This window comes from Tahibacter caeni (genome assembly GCF_024609805.1).
Lineage (GTDB): Bacteria > Pseudomonadota > Gammaproteobacteria > Xanthomonadales > Rhodanobacteraceae > Tahibacter > Tahibacter caeni.
Window position 1 is genome coordinate 1 of the sequence record NZ_JANFVR010000031.1, and the last position, 19,339, is coordinate 19,339.

Genomic DNA, 19,339 nt, shown 5'->3' on the forward strand with positions numbered 1-19,339 from the left:
GCGCTGTCGAATCTGTGGATGGCGAGAAAGCGATTGTTGGCTCTGACGGGGAAGTTGCGTCCGCAGATGGCTTATTGAAGACGAAAAGCCGCAAACAGCGGCTTTCGCGGCGAGATTTTGGCAACTTTGCGCCTGGTTTCGATGCCGGTTCCGCAAATCGTGTTTCTGGCATGGGGTGACGAGGGCTTATTCAGACCTTCCTTAGACAGCGCGCTCGGGTTCAGTCTCGACGAAAATGCTAGCTGGAGATTTCTGACCCCAGAATCAAACACGCGCCGTTTTTAGCGACAGCGACGAAACTCATCGTATGGATCGCTTTCTCCCTCGATCTGCGCGGGATACCCCTACATTTGGTTTATGGCAGCAACAATAAGCGAAGGATGGGGGACGATCTCCGGGCAGAGAGGCCCGCGCAGCGAAGGACTGACGTCAATCCACTCCCCAAACTCCTGCGTTGCGCTTACGGCACTTGGCGCTTCCCCTCTCTGGGACAAATCCGCACCCTTGACGCGCCCCGCCACCAAGTGAACAATCCGCTCGTTGCCGCCAATTCGGCAACCGGGTCTGGCAGCTCGAAAACCTCATAGGCGCACACAGCGCCGCACAGAATGTCGGCGTTTTTTTATGCCCGATTTTCCTGCGGTGTAGCCTGTCGTTTTCTGGCGGGCGGTGTGCGGGGAGCCGCAAGGCTCGCCGATGCCTATGTCGGTCCTGCCAGCCCGCACACCGTTCGCCACCCTTTTCGCGGTTGCGGGTGGCGACTCCACGCAAAGGGAGTTGTCCATGGAAATTCGGTATGCATCCTGCGGCACCGGCATCCGGCCCGGCCGCCTTGTCCGCGCTGTCCGCGTCGTGCCTTCCTCCTCGAGGAGCACGCCATGACCCGCCACGGTTCGTTCTATCCCCTGCGCCGCGACGTCGCCTCGGCCGAGCCGGTGATGTTCGCCTACGTCCTCGACCAGCCCGCCCAGCGCGAAGCCTTGCAGGAAGAAATTCTCGAACGCCTCGCGGCGATCCAGTCACTGAGCCAGACGATGGCGACGGCGCAACTGGAATCCCCCGACCCGCGCTCGCACGGCGGCCTGCTCGATGCGCTGGCCATCCTCTCGCGCGACGTGCGTGGGCTGATGGAGGCGCGTTTCCATCCGGGGTCGTAGGTCCTCGTTGCCGGAGCGGCGGCGCGCTGCTCCGGCAGCCGGCCGGGTACTTCACGGCTCGCTGCTGCGTGCCCTGCTCGACGAGCCTGTTGTCGGCGGCAACTCACTTCCGCCCCCCCCCCGGCAGTCGAAATCTGACCCAGGGCCACGTGGACCAGGAAGGCGTTGATCCATGGAAAGCATAGGCGCTCGACTGACCGATGACGCTGACTTTTCCCTGCCCACAAGCAGATCTGGAACGGGTTCGCTACTGGCTTACGACAGCCAAGTTATCCATCATCGCCGAACGAGCAGTTATCCCGGATTTCAATTTTCACCGGATGCAAATATCGACGCGTAGCGCGCCGCGTTTTTCGCCAGAAACCTGCAGTGCTGAATCGGCGTCGCTATAGTTGGCGCGCATGTCGCAGCAGCAATGCCCTACTCGGACGAATGGAATTCTTCGACCATGCCGGAAGCCAAGACGACTCGAGCATTCGGAGCGAGACCGGCCGAATCAAGGTCCGGCCCGTCGCCGGCCTGGCGGGCAGCATCCGGGCGCCGACGCGCCCTGCTCGGCCTATCCGCTTTCGCAGCGGCGGCTTTCTTCGGCATCGTGGCCTTCCGGGCTGTGGTCGGCCACACAAGGGCTGCTTCGGTTGCTCCATCAGAGGCAACGACGGGCGCGAGCCACGCGGCAGCGCCGGCCGACGGCACGGCGCGGGCGACACCAGTCCCCACGGAACCGTCTTCCAGGCCGCCTTCACCGGCTCAATCCCTGTCGCTGCCGCCGGCGACACGCGTCACGCCCGAGGTCTGCCGCCAGACCTGGACCTACGACAGCGAAGGCAATGTCCTGACCCATATCGATCGCCGCGGCATCACGACGGTCAACGCGTACGATCGCGAGAACCGCCTGGTCAGCGAATCCCGCGCCGGCTTGATGCTGCAGACCGTCGAGCGCGATGCCGACGGCAATGTGCGCCGGCAGACCGACGCGCTGGGCCGCGTCACCACCTTCACTTACGACAAGGCCAATCGCAAACTCAGCGAGGACCGCAGCGGCCTGGCTGTCGAGCGCTGGACCTATACGCCGCTCGGCGACGTCGCCACGTACACCGATGCCGATGGCCGCACGACGACGAATACGTACACGCCGCGGCGCCTGCTCGAGTCCGAATCGCTGGCCGGCGAGACGACGCGTTACGCCTACGACGGCGCCGGCCATCGCTTGTCGCGCGAACGACCGAACGGACTGGATTCCACGTGGACTTACGCGTACGACGCGGCCGGCAATCTCGCCGTCGTCACCGATCCGGACGCTCACACGACAAAGTTCGGCCATGATGCGAACAACAACCGCACGCAGGTCACCAACGCGAACGAGCACGTCACGACCTTCGCCTACGACGAACGCAACCGGCTAGCGGCCAAGACCTATCCGGGCGGCGACCGCTGGCGCTGGGTCTACGACGGCGACGGCAATCGAATACGCAGCACGGCGCCGAACGGCCGCGTCACCGACATCACCTACGACGCGCTCAATCGCCCGACACGGACGACATACCTCGACGCGCCCGTCGGCGAGGTGCAATCGACCGCCTACACCTACGACGGCAACGGCAACGTCCGCACGACCACCGAGACGGGTTCGGCCGGCACGCGCACCGAAACGCGCGACTATGACGACTTCGATCGACTGACCGAAGCGACCGACGGCGACGGCCGCACCGTGCGCTACGCCTACGACGCCGTCGGCAACCGCACGCGCCTGACCGATGCCGACGGCAACGACACCGTCTGGACCTACAACGACCTGAACCAGAACACGCGCGTGACCGTCCCGGGCATGGGCTCGACGAGCCTGGGCTACGCCCCGAGCGGCCGCGTGACCGAGATCAACCGCCCGAGCGGCTCGCTGACCGAACAGACGTTCTTCGACGATGGCCGTCTGCAGAGCATCCGCCACAGCAAGGCCGGCCAGACCCTGGCCCGCTACGACTACGTCTATGACCCGAATGGCAACCGGACCGAGCAGCGCGAGTTCAACGGCGCGACGACGGCCGACACGACGCAGCGCACGCGCTACGTCTACGACGATGCCGACCGGCTCGTCGAAGTAAAGGAACCGGACCGCACCACGACCTACACGCTCGACGCCGTCGGCAACCGCATCGCCGAGCGGGTCGTCGACGGCAACGGCGTCGTCCTCAGCGACTCCATCCTGACCTACGACGAACGCGACCAGCTGACCAGCCGCCGCGATCCCACCGCCGACGTTCACGGCGACCAGACCTGGGACGCCAACGGCAATCTCGCGACGCAGACCGTCGACGGGCAGCCGCCGCGTATCTATACCTACGACGCCCGCGATCGCCTGGTCGGGCTGACCTTGCCGAGCTCACCGAACGGCCCGACCACGCTGCGCTTCGCCTACCACGCCGACGGCCTGCGCCGCGAGAAGACCGACGGCGTCACGACGACGCACTACCAGTACGACGGCCAGAGCTTGCTCGCCGAGACCAATGCGATCGGCAACACCCTGCGCCAGTTCCACTACAGCGCGACGCAGCTGATCGGCCAGACCCAGGCCGGCACGACGCCGGTCCACCGCCACGTGCTGCTCGATGCCTTGCGCTCGCCGATCGCGTTGCTCGATCCGACCGGCCTCGTGACCGCCAGAACGAGCTACGACGCGTTCGGCGAGATCCGCGCGCAGCTCGGTACGAACGGCACACTGACGACGCCGGACCGCGACGCGGCCACCGCAGAACTCGTCAGCACCGACAGCCAACCTATAGGCTTCACCGGCTACGTGAAGGACACCGAATCCGGCCTCTACTACGCGAAGGCGCGCTACTACGATCCCGCAACGGCGCGGTTCACGACCGAAGATCCCGAAGCCGGCAATGACCTCGAACCACCCTCGCTGCATCGGTATCTCTACGCCTATGCCAATCCGGCGACCTACACCGACCGCACCGGCCGGTGCGCGAACGTCATCATGGCGGACGATGCGTTCTGCCAGTGGATGCAATACGAACAGGACGCCCTGATCACCGGAGCGGACTTGGATACGCAAGAAGGCATCCGTTCGGTTTCGCAGTACCAGATCGGAAAGAGCGAAGGCCATTTATCCGGAACGTGGAGCACACTCAAGGATACGACGCAATTCCTTGCAGACATTCCCGGCACGCTCGCGGACTTCATTCCCGGCGTCGATTTCGGATCTCTGGGCCGAATGCGGGGCAGAGCGACGGATGCCATGGTATTTGTGTCGTCACCCCTATCGACCGTCAATCAAGGTATTCAGCAATACGAAGGAGCATTCTACGGAGCTATTGAGCGAGGCGATCTACGCAGCGCCGGGCGATCCCGTGGCTCGGTCGAAGGCAGCATCGCTACCGGCGTCACTCTTGGGGCAGTGACCCCACCTCTAGTTCCGAGATGGCCGACCATACAGCGACTGGTTGGCCGCGGAGCCCAGTTCGTTGCAACAGAAGCGTCTGATGGAACCACCGCCCTGCAGATGGAGCGGCGGATAGAATTATTGGCAGAGAATGATTTTGTTGGACCGGCGGCTTCGCGATCGGGGCAGCGAGTAGAAGGACGAACGCATTACCGCGGAGTTGAACTCACGAACCAACGAGGCACACCCATTGCCGAGTTCGATGAGATAGACATTGAAAAAGGGGTTCTCTACGAGGACAAGGAAGCGCTAGGCTTCGGCACGACAGGAAACGGATCAGAATCGGCATTGCAAAAGGAAATATCAAGATACGTCAACAATAAAGTGATCGACAAAGCTACTGCCAAGATTACGGCACTCGTAAATGCGGTCAACGCGAGAGCCAACCCCGATAAGCGTGGTTCACTGACGGCACCAAGCTTGGAAAGCATCCAGGACATTAGTCGAATGAAGTTCCGTTTCGAGGGCGATCATCCAATTCTTCAGGACATCATGGACAGACGCCTCGAGGAACTGCGCCAGCGCCATCCCAACTACAGTTTCGATGTGGAGTATGGGTACAAGCCGGAGGTCAAGCAGTGAGCGTAACCGCCTCGTTTCACCCAGAGCCCGGAGATGGCGCAAGCACGTACGAAATCCCCGTTTGCACGGAGGCGCTTTTCGGCGAAGTTTTCAGACCCATCGCTGTTCGGCTCGACCTCGACCTTGTAACACGATGGGGAAGCATGACCGAGATCAGCGCATCGATTTTCTCGAATTTTGTTGATCAACTATCAAAACTTAGAAAATCAGTCATTGAAGACCCCGACCTAACGCAGGAAGTGAAGGAGCATATTGAGTCGCGTCTTGGCAGGCTCCGCGATGAGATGAGTACTTTTTTTGAAACCTACCATGACGGCACCGTGTTCATCGGATAGCAGGAGCTGATCCATTGCGGATGAGCAGGCCAGCCGTAGCCGCCAACACGTGGGCAAGCACTGCGGAAGGCCGTGAAAGGAACCCGCGCACGAATGAGCGACGACCCGGCTGCCTTCCCGTGGTCCAGCTGCGCATCGCACTGCGGACGCCGCGACGATCCTCTGCTGTCGCCTTATCGCACGTACGTCGGGCTCTGCAACTCCCGCGAGGAACGCGGCGCCTATCGCTCGCTACTTGCCGAAGTCCTTTCCGACGACGATCTTCAGGCAATCCGCACCTATCTGCAGCAACAGCGGGCCTTGGGCCGGCGATGATTTCCGCGAGATGGTGGAAGCGCGAACGCGCCAGTTCGCCGGCATCCGCACCGCCCACCGACCTGGCGCCGAGACTTATCGCAGTAAGTGAGCTGACCCGAACGGCGATGACGCGCGAGTCCGTGGCTCGCCGAGGTCACTACACCCCGCACGGAAAAGAGGCTGATGTAACGCCTCTAAACCCTTTCCCGTTCACAGCCATCTCACCCCGTAGGTACCTACGGAATAGGTCGATCGCCATGACATCGAACGCCGCTCGCGCGCTGGTCGCGGCGACTCTCCTGTTGCTGTCGCTCGACGTCGCCCGTGGCGAAGCGGGCAAGCCGGACGTCGGTCCATGGGGATTCGATCTGGCCGGCATGGATCGAACGATCAAGCCGGGGGACGACTTCTTTCGCTATAGCGGCGGGGCATGGATGACCAACACGCCGATCCCGCCGGATCGCGCGTCGTGGAGTACGTTTTCCCTCCTGCGCGCGAATGCCGAGACGGCTGTCAACGCCATCGTCGAAGCCGTCGCAAGCCGGTCGAATCCGGCGGGATCGATCGAACGGAAGATCGCCGACTACTACACCTCGCACCTCGACACGGATGCCATCGAGAAGGCGGGACTCGCACCGGTCCGCGACGACCTGGCCGCGATCGCTGCAGCGCGTTCGCACGAGGACGTCGCCCGCCTCATGGGACGCCGCGACATCGACGTGGGCGGCCCCGTCTCGATCTCGCCCTGGCCTGACGCAAAAAATCCCGATCGCTACGCGGTGAACATCGTCCAGTCCGGCCTCAGCCTTCCGAATCGCGACTACTATCTGAAGGACGACGGGAAATTCGTCGAGATACGCCGCAAGCATCGCGCCTACATCGAGGCGCTGCTGTCGATGGGCGGCTATCCCCGGGCGTCGCGTTCCGCCGAGGTCGTTGCCGCGCTCGAAACGAAGATCGCGGCCCTGCACTGGTCCGCGGAGAAGCGCGCCGATCGCGATCTGACCTATCACCCCCAATCGCGGGCCGAGCTGGTGGCGTTCGCGCCGGATTTCCCGTGGCTGGCAACGTTGTCGGCGGCGGAAATCCCGCATCAGGACTTCTTCGTCGTGAAGGAACTCGATGCCATCGGCGGCCTGGCGAAATTGTTCCGCGCGACACCCGTGAAGACCTGGCGCGCGTACATGACGTTCCAGTATCTCAACGCCATGGCGGACGTGTTGCCGGGAAACGTCGACGATCTCGCATTCGATTTCAACGGCAAGACGCTCTCGGGACAGCCGCAGAAGCGTGAGCGCTGGAAACGCGCCACCGTGGCGCTGAATGCCGCGCTGGGCGAAGCCATCGGCGCGCTCTATGTGCGCAAGTACTTCAGGCCGGAAGCCAAAGCGCAAGTGGCATCGCTGGTCGAGAACCTGCGCGCCGCCTACCGCGCGCGGATCGCGCGTGCGGCCTGGATGTCCGAGGAAACGAAGCAGGCGGCGTTTCGAAAGCTCGACAGGTTCCGCGTCAAGATCGGCTACCCGGACACGTGGCGCGACTACTCGACGCTGGATGTTCGCTCCGGCGATCCCGTCGGCAACCGCAAGCGCGCGAAAGCGTGGGAATGGCGTCGCCGCATCGCACGCCTCGACCAGCCGACGGACCGCGACGAATGGGGCATGACGCCGCAAACCGTGAACGCCTACTACAACGCGTATTTCAACGAAATCGTGTTTCCCGCGGCGATCCTGCAGCCGCCCTACTTCGATGCCGGGGCCGACCCCGCGGTCAACTACGGCGGCATCGGCGGCGTGATCGGCCATGAGATGGGACACGCGTTCGACGATCAGGGATCGAAGTCGGATGAAAACGGCATCCAGCGCACCTGGTGGAAAGCCGAAGACGTCGCCCACTTCAAGACGCTGGTCGCGAGCCTCGCGACACAGTATTCGCAATTCGAACCGCTGCCCGGCACGCACCTCAACGGCAACCTGACCCTCGCCGAGAACATCGGCGACAACGGCGGTCTCAGCGTCGCGCTGGAGGCTTATCAGATTTCCGTGCGGAACAACGAACCGCCCGTCATGGACGGCTTTTCGGGGCTCCAGCGTTTCTTCCTTTCCTGGGCCCAGACCTATCGCGAGAACATTCGCGAAACGCAAGTGCGCGCCAACCTCACCGCCGACCCCCACAGCCCCGCGGAATTCCGCGTCAACGGCGTCGTACGCAATATGGATGCGTGGTACGTCGCGTTCGACGTGAAGCCCGGCGACAAGCTCTATCTCGCGCCTGCAAACCGGGTGCGCATCTGGTAGGAGCCACCGGTGAGAACGGGGTCGGGTTCACCTCGGCCGACGCCGGCCGGAAGTTCCTGACCTCGAATCGGCGATCGACACGTTCCATCTCGGCGGCGGCGACGACACTCGTCGCAGGGCTCGCCTCCGTCGCCTCATCGCAGGTACGCCAGACCCGGCAACTCACGCGAGGAGCGCCGCGCCGCCTGTCGCTCGCGGCTTGCCGGCGTCCTTTCCGACGACGATCTCCGAGCGACCCGCACCAGGCTGCAACAACAGCGGGCCTTGGGGCGCGATGCTTTCCGCGCGATGGGGAAGTGCGTACGCGCCGATTCGCCGGCATCCGCCCGGCCCACCGACCTGGCGCCGGGACTTACCGCAGTACGTGAAACTGCCCCGGTTTCCTGGACTCGTCGATGCGCGGCCGTGACGAGTCGCGATAGGATGGCCGCCGTCTTCACCGGAGAGAGCCCGATCATGCCGCTCACGCTCGCCGCCTCGACGCGCTTCCGCGCGCCCCTGCTGTACGCAGCCCTCCTGGCGATGTCCCAACCCGCCACGGCGACGATGCGATGCGGTTTTCCGCCGCAGCCGACCCCGATTCCCAGCACGATCGACGGCCTCTACATCGACTTGGTCACCGGCGCCACGGCAACGACGCCTCGGGACGTTCCTGGGTGGGACTTCAATCCCTTCAACTATTCCTCCGCCAGCGTGAACGCCGCGCTGGCATTCTTCGTCCCCAATCCGCCCTTGGAACTCGTGGGCATCCTGGCGACCGGCACGCCGGGCAACACGGCGGTAGCGCAAAACCTGCCACTAGGAGCGACCGTGGGAGCAAACCCCGCCACAGGGTTCTACAACCGCGCGATCACGCGGGGGACGAACTTTCACACGGCCGGCGTTCGCTACCTCGGATTGCGTTTCTTCAACGAAGCCACGGGCGCCATCAACTACGGCTGGGTGCAAATCAGCTCGGGCGACGGCACCGGCGCCGAGGCCGGGTTCCCGGCAAGCATCGTCGGCTACTGTTATGAAAGTGACGGCTCGCCGATTACCGTAGGTTTCACGCCGGTCGGCTTGCAGAGCTTCACCATCGACTGACGGCAGGCCATTCCGAGAATCGTCGGCAAGCGCGCGGGAGCGGCGCAGTAACGGTTCAGAGGCTTTCGGCAACGAAGCCGTCAACGGGCGTACCTCGCCCTGTTCCTTTTCCGCCGAGGAATGTTCGGCTTTCCTCCCGTTGGACGTTGACAAGGGTATGCGTCGGACAGACAAGACGCCGCTCACATCCGTCAATACGTCAATCAACAGGTAGGTCCATGAACACGAGGCAATCCGCGCGCTGGCGCGGCAAGCGGTTTCACTCCGGCGCGCAGCGCCTGCGCACCCTGTGGCTGGCGGGCGCCCTGCTGAGTGGGCTGGGCCTGCAGGCCCACGCCGAAATCTACAACGTGAACGTGTCCAGCGATGCTCCGCAGGATCCGGCAACCACCACCAAGTGCGCGGCCCAGGGCGATACGACGCACTGCTCGCTGCGCGCCGCGATCATGTTCGGCAACAATCGCTCGGGTTCGCACACCATCAACTTCGTCGGCGTCACCTCGATCACCGTGATCAATGGCGGGCTGCCGCAACTGCGCGCGCCGTTCACGATCAACGGCAACCGGGTGACGATCAACGGCAACGGTCGCAGCTGCTTCGATCTCACCGACTCGGGCACCGCCGCGCTGGGTCATGCCGACGGCGCCACCGGTTCGAAGATCTTCAATCTCAACATCGGCAACTGCAACGGCAACGGCATCAGCGCCAACGGCCACAACTACACGTTCAGCGGCAACTACATCGGCGTGAACGCGACCGGCGCCGTCGCGATGCCCAATACGGGCGACGGCATCTCGCTCTCGGCCTCGCGCGTCTATCCCGATACCAGTTCCGGCTTCCTGTCCAATCTGTACTCGCAGTTCCCGGTACAGCCGGTCGATGCGTCCGCGGTCAACGCCTTCCAGAGTCAGCTGGCCACGACGCTCGCCTCCTTGCAGCCGGTGTTCGTCAACGGCAACGTCATCTCCGGCAACGGCGGCGACGGCATCGAGATCTTCAGCCAGAATCTCGCGGCGGTATTCGTCAGCGGCAACATGATCGGCACCGACCTCACCGGCAACATCGCCGTCGCGAACGGCGGCCACGGCGTCAACCTGACCGGTACGACCTTCGGCAACATGATCGGTCCGGGCAATGTCATCAGCGGCAACAACGGCAACGGCATCAACGACGTCTCCGGTGCCGTATACCTGCCGAACTTCATCATGGGCAACCGTATCGGCCTGAGCGCCGCCAATCAGGCGGTGCATGTCGGCAACGCCCTGAGCGGCATCTACGTCGATTCCAAGCCGGATACCTCGGGCACCAGCTTCAACCCGAGTTTCACCGCCGCCGTCATCGGTCCGGCCAATCTGATTTCCGACAACAAGGGCGCGAACAACAACGCTTTCCCGGACGTCGGGGCGGACTATGCCGGCGTCATGATCACGGGCGCGAGCAACGGCGTGAAGGTGCTCTACAACACCATCGGTCTGGCCGAGTTTCCTACCGGCACACCGATCAACTCCGCCGCCTTCGGTAACAAGGGCGACGGCATCATCGTCACCACCACGGGCAATGCCATCACGGGCAACACCATCTCCGCCAATGCACGCCACGGCATCACGGTACGTGGCAGCAGCACCAACAGCACCAGCATCACCAAGAACCTGGTCGGCCTCAGCGCGAAGTTCCCCAACACAACGACCTTGGGCAATGGCGTGGACGGTATCCACATCGAAACGGCCGCCTCCACGACGGTGGGCGGCCCCAACACAACCGACCGCAACGTGGTCGTCGCGAACAAGCGCAACGGCATCAAGCTTTACAATGGCGGCGGCGACACCAGCGGCTGGGCCAACCTGTTCCAGCGCAACCGGGTGTATGGCAATGCCAAGACCTTGGCCGGCGTGGACATCGATCTCGAGCACACCCAGAATGCCGCCGACTTCGACCACGGCGAATTCCCCCCCAACTACGCCAACCGCGACCAGAACACGCCGCAGATCTGCACGGGCACCGAGCTCTCCGGGCCGTGCGTCGGCGCCGCTGCCCCCAGCAACTCGGGGGCGAACACCCTGGCGCGCTGGACGCTCACCAGCCATGGCCCGGCCAATTTCCGCATGGAGTTCTATTCGATCAATGCCGCCTCGACCACCGCGGCAACGTCGATGGTCTTTCTCGGCGAGCAGCTGATCACGACCGACGCGACGGGCAGGCCTGCCAGCAGCGGCGCCTGTTCGGGAGCGCGTTGCACGGCCACCTTGCCGCCCGTATCCAGCGGACGCCGTATCGTCATGACCGCCACCGACGTCACGCCGCTGACCAGCGTGCCTTCCGGCAGCGGCTGGCAGGGACAGCTGAAGTGTTTCCTCGGCAATAACGGGATCATTCTGTCGGCCTGCAACGCCAACAACACGTCGGAATACTCGAACGTCGTTGCCGTCTCCGGGGGCGACGTGCTGTTTGCCAACGGCTACGATTTCTAGCCGGCTGTCGAGAATCTGCCGACGGTCGGCGTTGAGGCGCATCAGCGCGAATGCATCGCGGCCACCCTGACGCTCGGCCGGACCGTGGCGACGGCACAGCTGGAATCCCCGATCCGCGTTCGCGCGGCGGCCTGCTCGACACTCTGGCCATCCTCTCGCGCAACTGCGCGGGCTGATGGAGGCGAGTTTCCATCAGGGCCGTAGCTCCGAATGCCGGAGCGGTGAAAATCCGCTCCGGCTTTCTCCGCCACGAACCGTCGACGCCCGTCAGCCGATGGCACGCGTCGCAGGCGTACCGGCGCGAGCTGCTCGCGCCGGACGCTTGCACGGATACGATGAGCAGAAGCGGGACGCCGCGGACAAGAACGACGGACGAGTGCCGTCAGGTGCCGCAAATCATTTTCGTGCCGGCGTAACCGCAACAGAGCTTGCCATTGTTGTTGACGAGATTTCGGCCGGCGAAGAAATCGGAATAGCACTGATCGAACTTGCTCATGTCGAAGGTGGTCGCCCGCGTTTTGCCGTTGGCTTCCCGGCAATCTGCCTTCAGCGTGCAGCCTTCGAGCACCACGTTGCTGCAGGAATTCCAGAAGCTGAAGGTTGTCGTATGCGGCGGCAACGAGCAGCCGTTGGCAGCCTTGGCGAAGGGGGGCGGCATCTCGCCGCCGGCTTCTTCCTCGGCAATCGCCGGACCGACGAGCAGGCCGGCGAACAGGACGGACAGCAACAGGGTTTTCATGAAGGCTCCTTCGTCTGATGCCGCGGGAGCGGCGGGAACGTCCCGGTCGCCGCATGGCGATCGCGACGGAGGGGTGCGCCTCCGCTTCCGGCAGACGGCGCGTCGACTGCAGGCGATGAGGAATGACCGTGTCGACGTCGTTTCCCAGGTATCTCGCGGGAAGTCACTCGCACATCGGCCTCCGGGAACTCGCCGTGGCATGCGCAATGAACGTCGACGTGATGAGCGGGAGCGGGCTGCGGATCGGGACGCCCGCCGTTCGACCGGCGGAATCCGCGCAACGACAGGCTTGCGCCGACATCCTTGTCCGGAAGCAGGCATCATCCTGGCCATCATTGTCTTTGTTACGTTATCCGCATAATGGACAAATATCCACTATCGACGCAACTCGCTGCCAGGTGAACAAGCCGTCGATTCCGACCAGCCAGGCAACCGAGCCCGACAGCCCGAATTCCTCGGGCGCAGCGCCGAACGTCGGTGCTTCCTGCCCGACTGCCGTGCGGCTCGTCGACCGACCAGTGGCGGGTGTGTGCGCGGAGCGCAAGAACCGCCGGTTCGGAGACCCGTCCTGCCGGCCTTCAGGCCCTTCCCCGTGCTTTCGCGGTTGCGGGTCGTCTCCCCTTACGGGAGTTGTCCAGGGAAAATCGGCAGCGTTTGGCGGAACCGGCACCCTGCCTGGTCGCTATTCCGCGTCGGCGCCTCGTCCCCGCCCCCCGGGGAACACGGCATGATCCGCCAAGGTTCGTCCTATCCCCTGCGCCGGCATGTCGCCTCGCCCGAGCCGGTGATGCTCACTCGAGAGCAGGCCGGGCAGGCTACCGCCGTTGCATCAACGGCTGCCGGCTGGCCGGGACGGCACCAGCGTCAACAGGGTGATGAGCGTCGGGAAAATAAGGCCCTTCAGATAGGAGAGCAGATGACGCCCTTCGGTAAAAGCGACGGGGATGCCGCCAAAATGCGCCCAGTAGTGGGTTGCAACCAGTGCGCCGATGCCGGCCCACATCACCCATAGAGCGCGGCGGATGCCGCAGGCCACCAACGTCAGGCCGATGATGATGGTGAGACGGAGCGCCGACTGGATGTACTCGTAGGACCGCGGCGTGCCGCCCGCTGTCCTGTCGTATAGCCCCTCATGGTTGCCGGCGCCGAGATAGAGGTCGTAGAGGACAAGGCAGTGATAGACGATCAGCAGGCCGGCAAGCACGCAGATGATCGTGCGGCGGAGCAGCAGGAAGCGGTTTGCCGAAAGCGTTGCAAGCATTGTCATCGTTGGCCTTCCTTCTTCCGTCAGTGTGGTGACGAAGCGGTGGTCGCGCATGTACCCGTCGTCATACGGATCGGATACCAGCCCCATCGCGGTTGCCGTAGCAAGCCACGAAAGCGATTCCGGATTGCTCTTCATCGTTTCTCCCCGCGCTGTCCCGCTGTGAACCGTCGCGACATTGGCGACATTGGAACATGCGGGATCGACAGCTCCGCGAGCCCTGCCGCGCACGCCAGGGATCGCCGCAAACCGTAACGAGCACATCCGCGCGGCCGCAGAACCTGAAACCGCTCAAGCCGGAAATCGCGTGGAATCCGGCGCCTCTACGATCCGAGCCACCACACAATGGCCTGCTCGAGCACCGGTTCCGGCAGTTCGTGCCCGCCGTCGAAGGTCACGAACGTCACCTGAAAGCCTGCTGCGGCCAGCGACGGCGCCAGCGACTCGCGCATCGCCGCCAGGGGCAGGATCGGGTCTTTCGTGCCATGGGAGAAGAACACGCGTCCCGGCGACCCGGCCCGATGCGGAACCATGCCGCCGGCGGAGAACGCCAGGGTGCTCCGAAACAGCGCCGCATTGCGTGCGCCGATCGACAGCGCGGTGCTGGCTCCGTCGGAGAATCCGGCGACGGCCGCGCGCTCCGGATCGACGTTCACGCGCGCGAACGCGTCCATGAGCACCGCATCGATGCGCCGCACGTCGGCGCCGAAACTCGGCGGTGCCCGGGGATTGCCCATCGACGACGCGACGTCCCATGTAGGCCCCGCCGCCTTGGGAGCCAGCAGGATGATGCCGCGGCGATCCGCCTGCGCTTTGAACCGGCGAATCATGTTCTCACCGGTGCCGCCGGCTCCGTGGAGCAGTAACAGGAACGGCGCTGCCCCGCCCGCCGGAATCGTTGCGGGCACGTACAACGTCGTACCGGCCTTGAGGCGATGCCGACCTGCCGACACCGGGGCGACGACCGACGCCGACGGCCGCGCCGACAGAACCCCGCTGATTTCCTTCGCTCCCGGCAACCGCGGATTCGCCGCGATCACCAGCGCAAGCATCACGGCGGCAACGCGCACGATGTTCATGCTTCTGTCTCCCTGTGGTCGCCGATATCAACTGGGCACGCGGGCCTGTTCGATGTCCGAGGATGAATGGTCACGGACGCATCGATCGCTTCGACAAAGCGATCGGCGTACGGCAGGTGATCTCCACGGCGAGCTACATCCCTGTTTCCGCGGCACGATGGTGCCGCTGAGGCCAGATGACGCGCCACTTCCCGATGATGCGCATTTGCGGAATTCGACGATCGGCATGAACAAAGCGGGAGATCTCGAACAGCAGCGCGGCCCAGGCAGCCGAAGCTCAGGACACTCGAACCGCTTCGCCGGCCCTGGCGGCTGCCTGCCCCCCCGGAGTAATCAGGCACCCGCAGTGCAGCCTTGGCACTGCCGCACACCTCGCAACAGGAGGCAACGGAAAATCCCTGGCACGTGGCAGCAACTCGCCGCATGGCGACGGCACAGTTGGAATCCCCGACCCGCTTCACAACGGCCTGCTCGACACTCTCGCCATTCTCTCGTGCGACGTGCGCGGGCTGATGGAGGCGAGTTTTCATCTGGGCCGTAAGCCCTGGCTGCGGGAGCGGCCATGCGCCGCTCCGACGTTGTCTTGCGGCGCCTGGACGTGCGCCACTCGCACGGACAGACGGAGCGTGGGTATGCTCCGGCGCCGGCGACAGAGCCGGCGACCGAAGACGACCCGACCGGTGGCACAGATCGCCAGAGAAGAGTACGAAGGGGCACGACCGGTGGTGAAGGACGGGCCTGTAATCAGCCGCCGGAGCGTGGTCATTCTGGCGGCCTGGATGCTGGTCGCGATGCTCCTCGCGGGGCAGGCCTGGTTTGCCGCACAGGTGCGCGGCGAATCGTTGGCGTGGGCACGTGCCAGCGCGATCTGGCTCGTCTGGGCCGCGGTCTGGGCCGCCCTCACGCCGATCGCGTTGCGGCTCGAGGCGCGGTTTCCGCTCCGGCGACCGCGCCTGCTTGGCGCGCTGGCGCTGCACGGAGTCGCTTCGGCGATCTGCGCCCTGGTCAACCTGGCGATCTTCGCACTGGCTGCGCCGGTCATCGGTGCGACTCAGGTCGAACCCACCTGGCTCGGTGCCTTCAGCCGGCTACTGGGCACGACGCTGCTGCTGAACCTGCCGGTGTATTGGCTGATCGTCGCCGCGGCCCATGGGGAACGACTCGTGCGGAGCGCCCGGGAAAAGGATCGTCGGCAACTGCGCCTCGAAGCGCAGCTGGCCGATGCCCGCCTGCAGGCATTGCGCCTCCAGCTGCAGCCGCATTTCCTTTTCAACGCCCTCAACACGATCTCGGTGCTGATGCACGAGGATGTCGACTCGGCAGATCGGATCCTGCTGCAGCTCAGCGCGTTGCTGCGCCGCTCGCTCGACAGCACCGAGGCACATGAGGTGACGCTCGGCGAAGAGATTGGCTTTCTCAAGAGCTATCTCGCGATCGAGCAGGTCCGCTTCGGTGGGCGCCTGAGCTACCGGATCCTTGTTCCCGATGCGGTTCTCCAGGCACGGGTTCCGAACCTGATCCTCCAACCCTTGGTCGAGAACGCGCTGCGCCATGGACTGGCCACGCGCGCCGGACCGGGACGCGTGGAAATCCGCGCGGAGCGGCAGGGCGACTCCCTTCTGCTGTGCGTTGCCGATGACGGCCGAGGCCTGCCGCCGGCGACGACCGAACGCGTCGGCCTGGCGAACACCCGGGCGCGGTTGCGCTTGCTGTATGCGGACAGGCAACGCTTGAACGTGCGAAATTCCGCCGACGGCGGCGTCATCGCCGAGATCGAACTGCCTTGGCGCACTGCCCCATGACCCTCCGCGTACTGATCGTCGACGATGAACCGGTCGCCCGTCGCGGGATACTGCGACTGCTGCGACAGGAGCCGGACATCGACGTCGTCGGGGAGTGCGGTGACGGTGGCGCTGCGATCTCGGCGATCGGCGCACTTTCGCCCGACCTCGTCTTCCTCGATGTGCAGATGCCCGAACTCGATGGGTTCGCCGTCATTGAAGCCATCGGCGGCAACCACATGCCGGCGGTCGTCTTCGTGACCGCATTCGATCAGCACGCCGTGCGGGCATTCGATGCACAAGCGCTCGACTACCTGCTGAAGCCGATCGATCCGGAACGCTTTCGTCGTGCACTGCAGCGCGCTCGTTCCCACTTGACCCATCCCGATGACGGCCTCGTCCGCCGCGTAGCCGAGGCGTTGAAGGCTGTCGACCGGGGAGAGCGGCGGCGTTATCCCCTGCGACTCGCCATCCGTTCCGAGAGTCGCGTTCAATTGCTCGACATCGACGAGGTCGATCGCATCGTCGCCGCAGGAAACTACGCCGAGATCCACGCCGGCGCGAAACGACACCGGCTGCGCGAGACGATGGCGAGCCTCGAGTCCCGCCTGGACCCACAACGCTTCATCCGGGTATCGCGCGCGGCCATCGTCAGCATCGCCCAGATTCGCGAAGTGCAGCCGCTGTTCAATGGAGACTTCGTCGTTCTGCTCAAGAATGGCGCACAGGTGAACGGCAGCCGCCGCTTCCGGGCGGCGCTCGACGTGTTGCTTCGCTGAGCGCCGCTTTCCGCAGGGTTCGCTTTCGGGGCGAGCGAACCGGCCGGTGACGCTCGTCCGCGCAGGACGGGGGCTCGGCCGGACGCGCAGCCCATGCGGCTGCGCCACGATAGGGACCGAAATGCATCCCGCCGGCCGTCGCGACGACAATACGCAGGCCAGCCACCGCAGGCCGCAACGCCGCCGTGCGCGCGAATGGCGCATCGACCGCTGCGACACGAGCCGCATCGCCCCGTCCAGCTCGCACCCGGGAACGCGATGGACACAGGCGCGGCAGAGAACGCGTTTGCGCCGATCGACGGCAACAGCCGTCACAGCGCAGCCTCCACTTCTCCCGCCGCCGCATCCATCTGGCACAAACGGCACGCGAGCAACCGCACGGTAGCCCATCCTCCGCAACACGCACTTCTGCGTTTCGGAGCTCGGCCATGAAAACGTTCAACATCCTGCTGTCCGCTGTGGCATCCATCGTCGTGCTCACCGGTGCAATTCCGTCGCGGGCCAAGGCGGCCGACGGCGCTCCCGCCGGATCTCTGGAGCTCAACAAGTCAGTCACTCGCCGGGTGTACGAGGAAGGCCTCAGCCAGGGTCGATTCGACGTGCCCTACACTGCAGACTTCGTCGGCCACGGCGGCAGGACTACTTTCACCCACGACGCCGGCATGGCCGAAGCCAAGGGATGGCGCGAAGCCTTTCCGGACCTGAAGATCACGGTCGACAAGCAGGTTGCCGAGGGGGATCTGGTGGCGGTGCGCTGGACGGCGCGCGGGACCAACACCGGCACCGGCAATGGCATTCCGGCCACCGGCCGCGCCGTGCAGACCACGGGCACGACATTGTTCCGCGTGGCGGATGGGCAAATCGCCGAAGAATGGACCTGCGCCGATTCGCTCGGGTTGATGCGGCAGCTGGGAATGTTGGCGAAACCGGCAGCGGCGCCGGCACCGGCGGCCCAGGAAAGCGCTCCCGCCGGCGCTCGCTGACTCACGCCGGCGCAGGGCCTTGCCTGGCCGGCCTTTTCGTGAACCGGAGTCGGGATCGCGTGGCACCGACTTCGCTCGGTTTCTGACGGCATTAGGACCGTGGCGCGCACCCAGGCGATGGTTACCTGACATGGCACGAAACCGTCGTGCTCAGGCGGGAGAACGGTCGCTGGCTGGTGGATGACATTCGCTGCGGCGGCGGCAGCACGCTGCCGGAGCGATTGAGCTCATTCATGCGACATCCTTGCGTCGGGAACTGAGTTGTTCGAGCGAACCGACGGGCTGGCACCGGGCAGTGCTTTGGTTCTCGCTGCTTCCCATGAATCGTCCAAACCGCACTTGTTCTGCGCCTTGGCCCTGCTGACTGCCGCGTCACCGCCAGCGGCGAACAGCGTCTCATTGAATGCCGATGTAGCGCCGCGGCTCGCACAACCGATGCCGAGTAGTGATCTGACAAAGGATGGTGCATGTTCAGAAGCGATCGCGAAGCGGAAACCTGCGCGACCTGCGAAGAGGGAGCCTGCGATAGTCGTCCTGCCCAATGCCGTAAGCGTCGCATCTCCTCAATTCCTCCATTCTCCGTGCATTCTGGGACGTCATCCTGCCTCCACGCCCCAAGCGATGCTGCCGGGCGGAGCGAGGAGAAGCCCATGCAGCACCGCCATCTGGTTTTCATGCTGATGAACGCGATAGCCGTATCGAACGCGATGGGTCAGGAACCCGGGCATGGAGCTCGGCGCCCGCCCTCGCCCGCCGACATGGCGCGCGAGCTGGGCCTGGACGCCGCGCAGGTGCCGCAGTTCGTACAGATCGTGGAAGACCAACGCGTGAAGCGTCGCGCGCTGCAGGAACAGGCGAATGCGGATCACGCGGCGATGCGGCAGAAGATGGACGCGCTGCACGAGGAGACCCGAACGCGTCTGCGCAGCGTGTTGACTGCCGATCAGTTGGCGAGGTTCGAGCAGCTGCTGCCGGGGCCGCCCGGAGCACCGCCGCGCGGGCGCGAGCGCCACGATGGAGCGCCGAGCCGGCATTGAAACGCGGTGA

At 64.6% G+C, this 19,339-nt stretch carries 15 protein-coding genes; 12 read left to right on the forward strand and 3 right to left on the reverse strand.

Features of this window, described 5'->3' with window-relative positions; all coding sequences use genetic code 11:
- Positions 1-878 precede the first annotated feature (878 nt).
- The 7 genes from NON22_RS04785 to NON22_RS04815 all read left to right on the forward strand — a co-directional run bounded on the left by NON22_RS04785 (position 879) and on the right by NON22_RS04815 (position 11,667).
- Complete coding sequence (locus tag NON22_RS04785; protein WP_257385787.1) at positions 879-1,157, forward strand: hypothetical protein; 279 nt, start codon at positions 879-881, stop codon at positions 1,155-1,157.
- 448 nt (positions 1,158-1,605) lie between these two features.
- Positions 1,606-5,187, forward strand: coding sequence for an RHS repeat-associated core domain-containing protein (locus tag NON22_RS04790; protein WP_257385788.1), 3,582 nt, complete (start codon positions 1,606-1,608; stop codon positions 5,185-5,187).
- Complete coding sequence (locus NON22_RS04795) at positions 5,184-5,522, forward strand: hypothetical protein (protein ID WP_257385789.1); 339 nt, start codon at positions 5,184-5,186, stop codon at positions 5,520-5,522. Before NON22_RS04790 ends, NON22_RS04795 begins: the two co-directional genes overlap by 4 nt.
- A gap of 93 nt (positions 5,523-5,615) precedes the next feature.
- Positions 5,616-5,837, forward strand: a complete 222-nt coding sequence (locus NON22_RS04800) for a hypothetical protein (protein ID WP_257385790.1) — start codon at positions 5,616-5,618, stop codon at positions 5,835-5,837.
- Positions 5,838-6,076: 239 nt separating this feature from the next.
- A complete protein-coding gene (locus NON22_RS04805; RefSeq protein WP_257385791.1) occupies positions 6,077-8,116 on the forward strand; it encodes a M13 family metallopeptidase in 2,040 nt (679 codons plus the stop codon).
- A 423-nt stretch (positions 8,117-8,539) separates the two neighbouring features.
- Positions 8,540-9,199: a hypothetical protein gene (locus NON22_RS04810; RefSeq protein WP_257385792.1), complete on the forward strand. Its 660-nt coding sequence runs from the start codon at positions 8,540-8,542 to the stop codon at positions 9,197-9,199.
- 218 nt (positions 9,200-9,417) lie between these two features.
- Complete coding sequence (locus NON22_RS04815; protein WP_257385793.1) at positions 9,418-11,667, forward strand: autotransporter outer membrane beta-barrel domain-containing protein; 2,250 nt, start codon at positions 9,418-9,420, stop codon at positions 11,665-11,667.
- A gap of 382 nt (positions 11,668-12,049) precedes the next feature.
- On the opposite strand, the gene NON22_RS04820 is transcribed toward NON22_RS04815, so the two are convergent.
- The 3 genes from NON22_RS04820 to NON22_RS04830 form a co-directional block, all read right to left on the reverse strand.
- The gene (locus NON22_RS04820) at positions 12,050-12,406 is read right to left on the reverse strand and encodes a CVNH domain-containing protein (protein WP_257385794.1); all 357 of its coding nucleotides are present in this window, start codon (positions 12,404-12,406) and stop codon (positions 12,050-12,052) included.
- Between the two features lie 829 nt (positions 12,407-13,235).
- Positions 13,236-13,808, reverse strand: coding sequence for a hypothetical protein (locus NON22_RS04825; RefSeq protein ID WP_257385795.1), 573 nt, complete (start codon positions 13,806-13,808; stop codon positions 13,236-13,238).
- A gap of 185 nt (positions 13,809-13,993) precedes the next feature.
- Entirely contained in the window at positions 13,994-14,749 is a 756-nt protein-coding gene (locus tag NON22_RS04830) for an alpha/beta hydrolase (RefSeq protein ID WP_257385796.1), read from the reverse strand.
- A 680-nt stretch (positions 14,750-15,429) separates the two neighbouring features.
- Here NON22_RS04830 and NON22_RS04835 point away from each other — a divergent pair.
- The 5 genes from NON22_RS04835 to NON22_RS04850 all read left to right on the forward strand — a co-directional run bounded on the left by NON22_RS04835 (position 15,430) and on the right by NON22_RS04850 (position 19,329).
- Complete coding sequence (locus NON22_RS04835; protein ID WP_257385797.1) at positions 15,430-16,551, forward strand: sensor histidine kinase; 1,122 nt, start codon at positions 15,430-15,432, stop codon at positions 16,549-16,551.
- A complete protein-coding gene (locus tag NON22_RS04840; protein ID WP_257385798.1) occupies positions 16,548-17,309 on the forward strand; it encodes a LytR/AlgR family response regulator transcription factor in 762 nt (253 codons plus the stop codon). Before NON22_RS04835 ends, NON22_RS04840 begins: the two co-directional genes overlap by 4 nt.
- Before the next feature lie 428 nt (positions 17,310-17,737).
- The gene (locus NON22_RS04845; RefSeq protein WP_257385799.1) at positions 17,738-18,292 is read left to right on the forward strand and encodes an ester cyclase; all 555 of its coding nucleotides are present in this window, start codon (positions 17,738-17,740) and stop codon (positions 18,290-18,292) included.
- 125 nt (positions 18,293-18,417) lie between these two features.
- Positions 18,418-18,552: a DUF3828 domain-containing protein gene (locus NON22_RS24940; RefSeq protein WP_425507950.1), complete on the forward strand. Its 135-nt coding sequence runs from the start codon at positions 18,418-18,420 to the stop codon at positions 18,550-18,552.
- A 390-nt stretch (positions 18,553-18,942) separates the two neighbouring features.
- Positions 18,943-19,329, forward strand: a complete 387-nt coding sequence (locus NON22_RS04850) for a hypothetical protein (RefSeq protein ID WP_257385800.1) — start codon at positions 18,943-18,945, stop codon at positions 19,327-19,329.
- Positions 19,330-19,339: the final 10 nt, after the last annotated feature.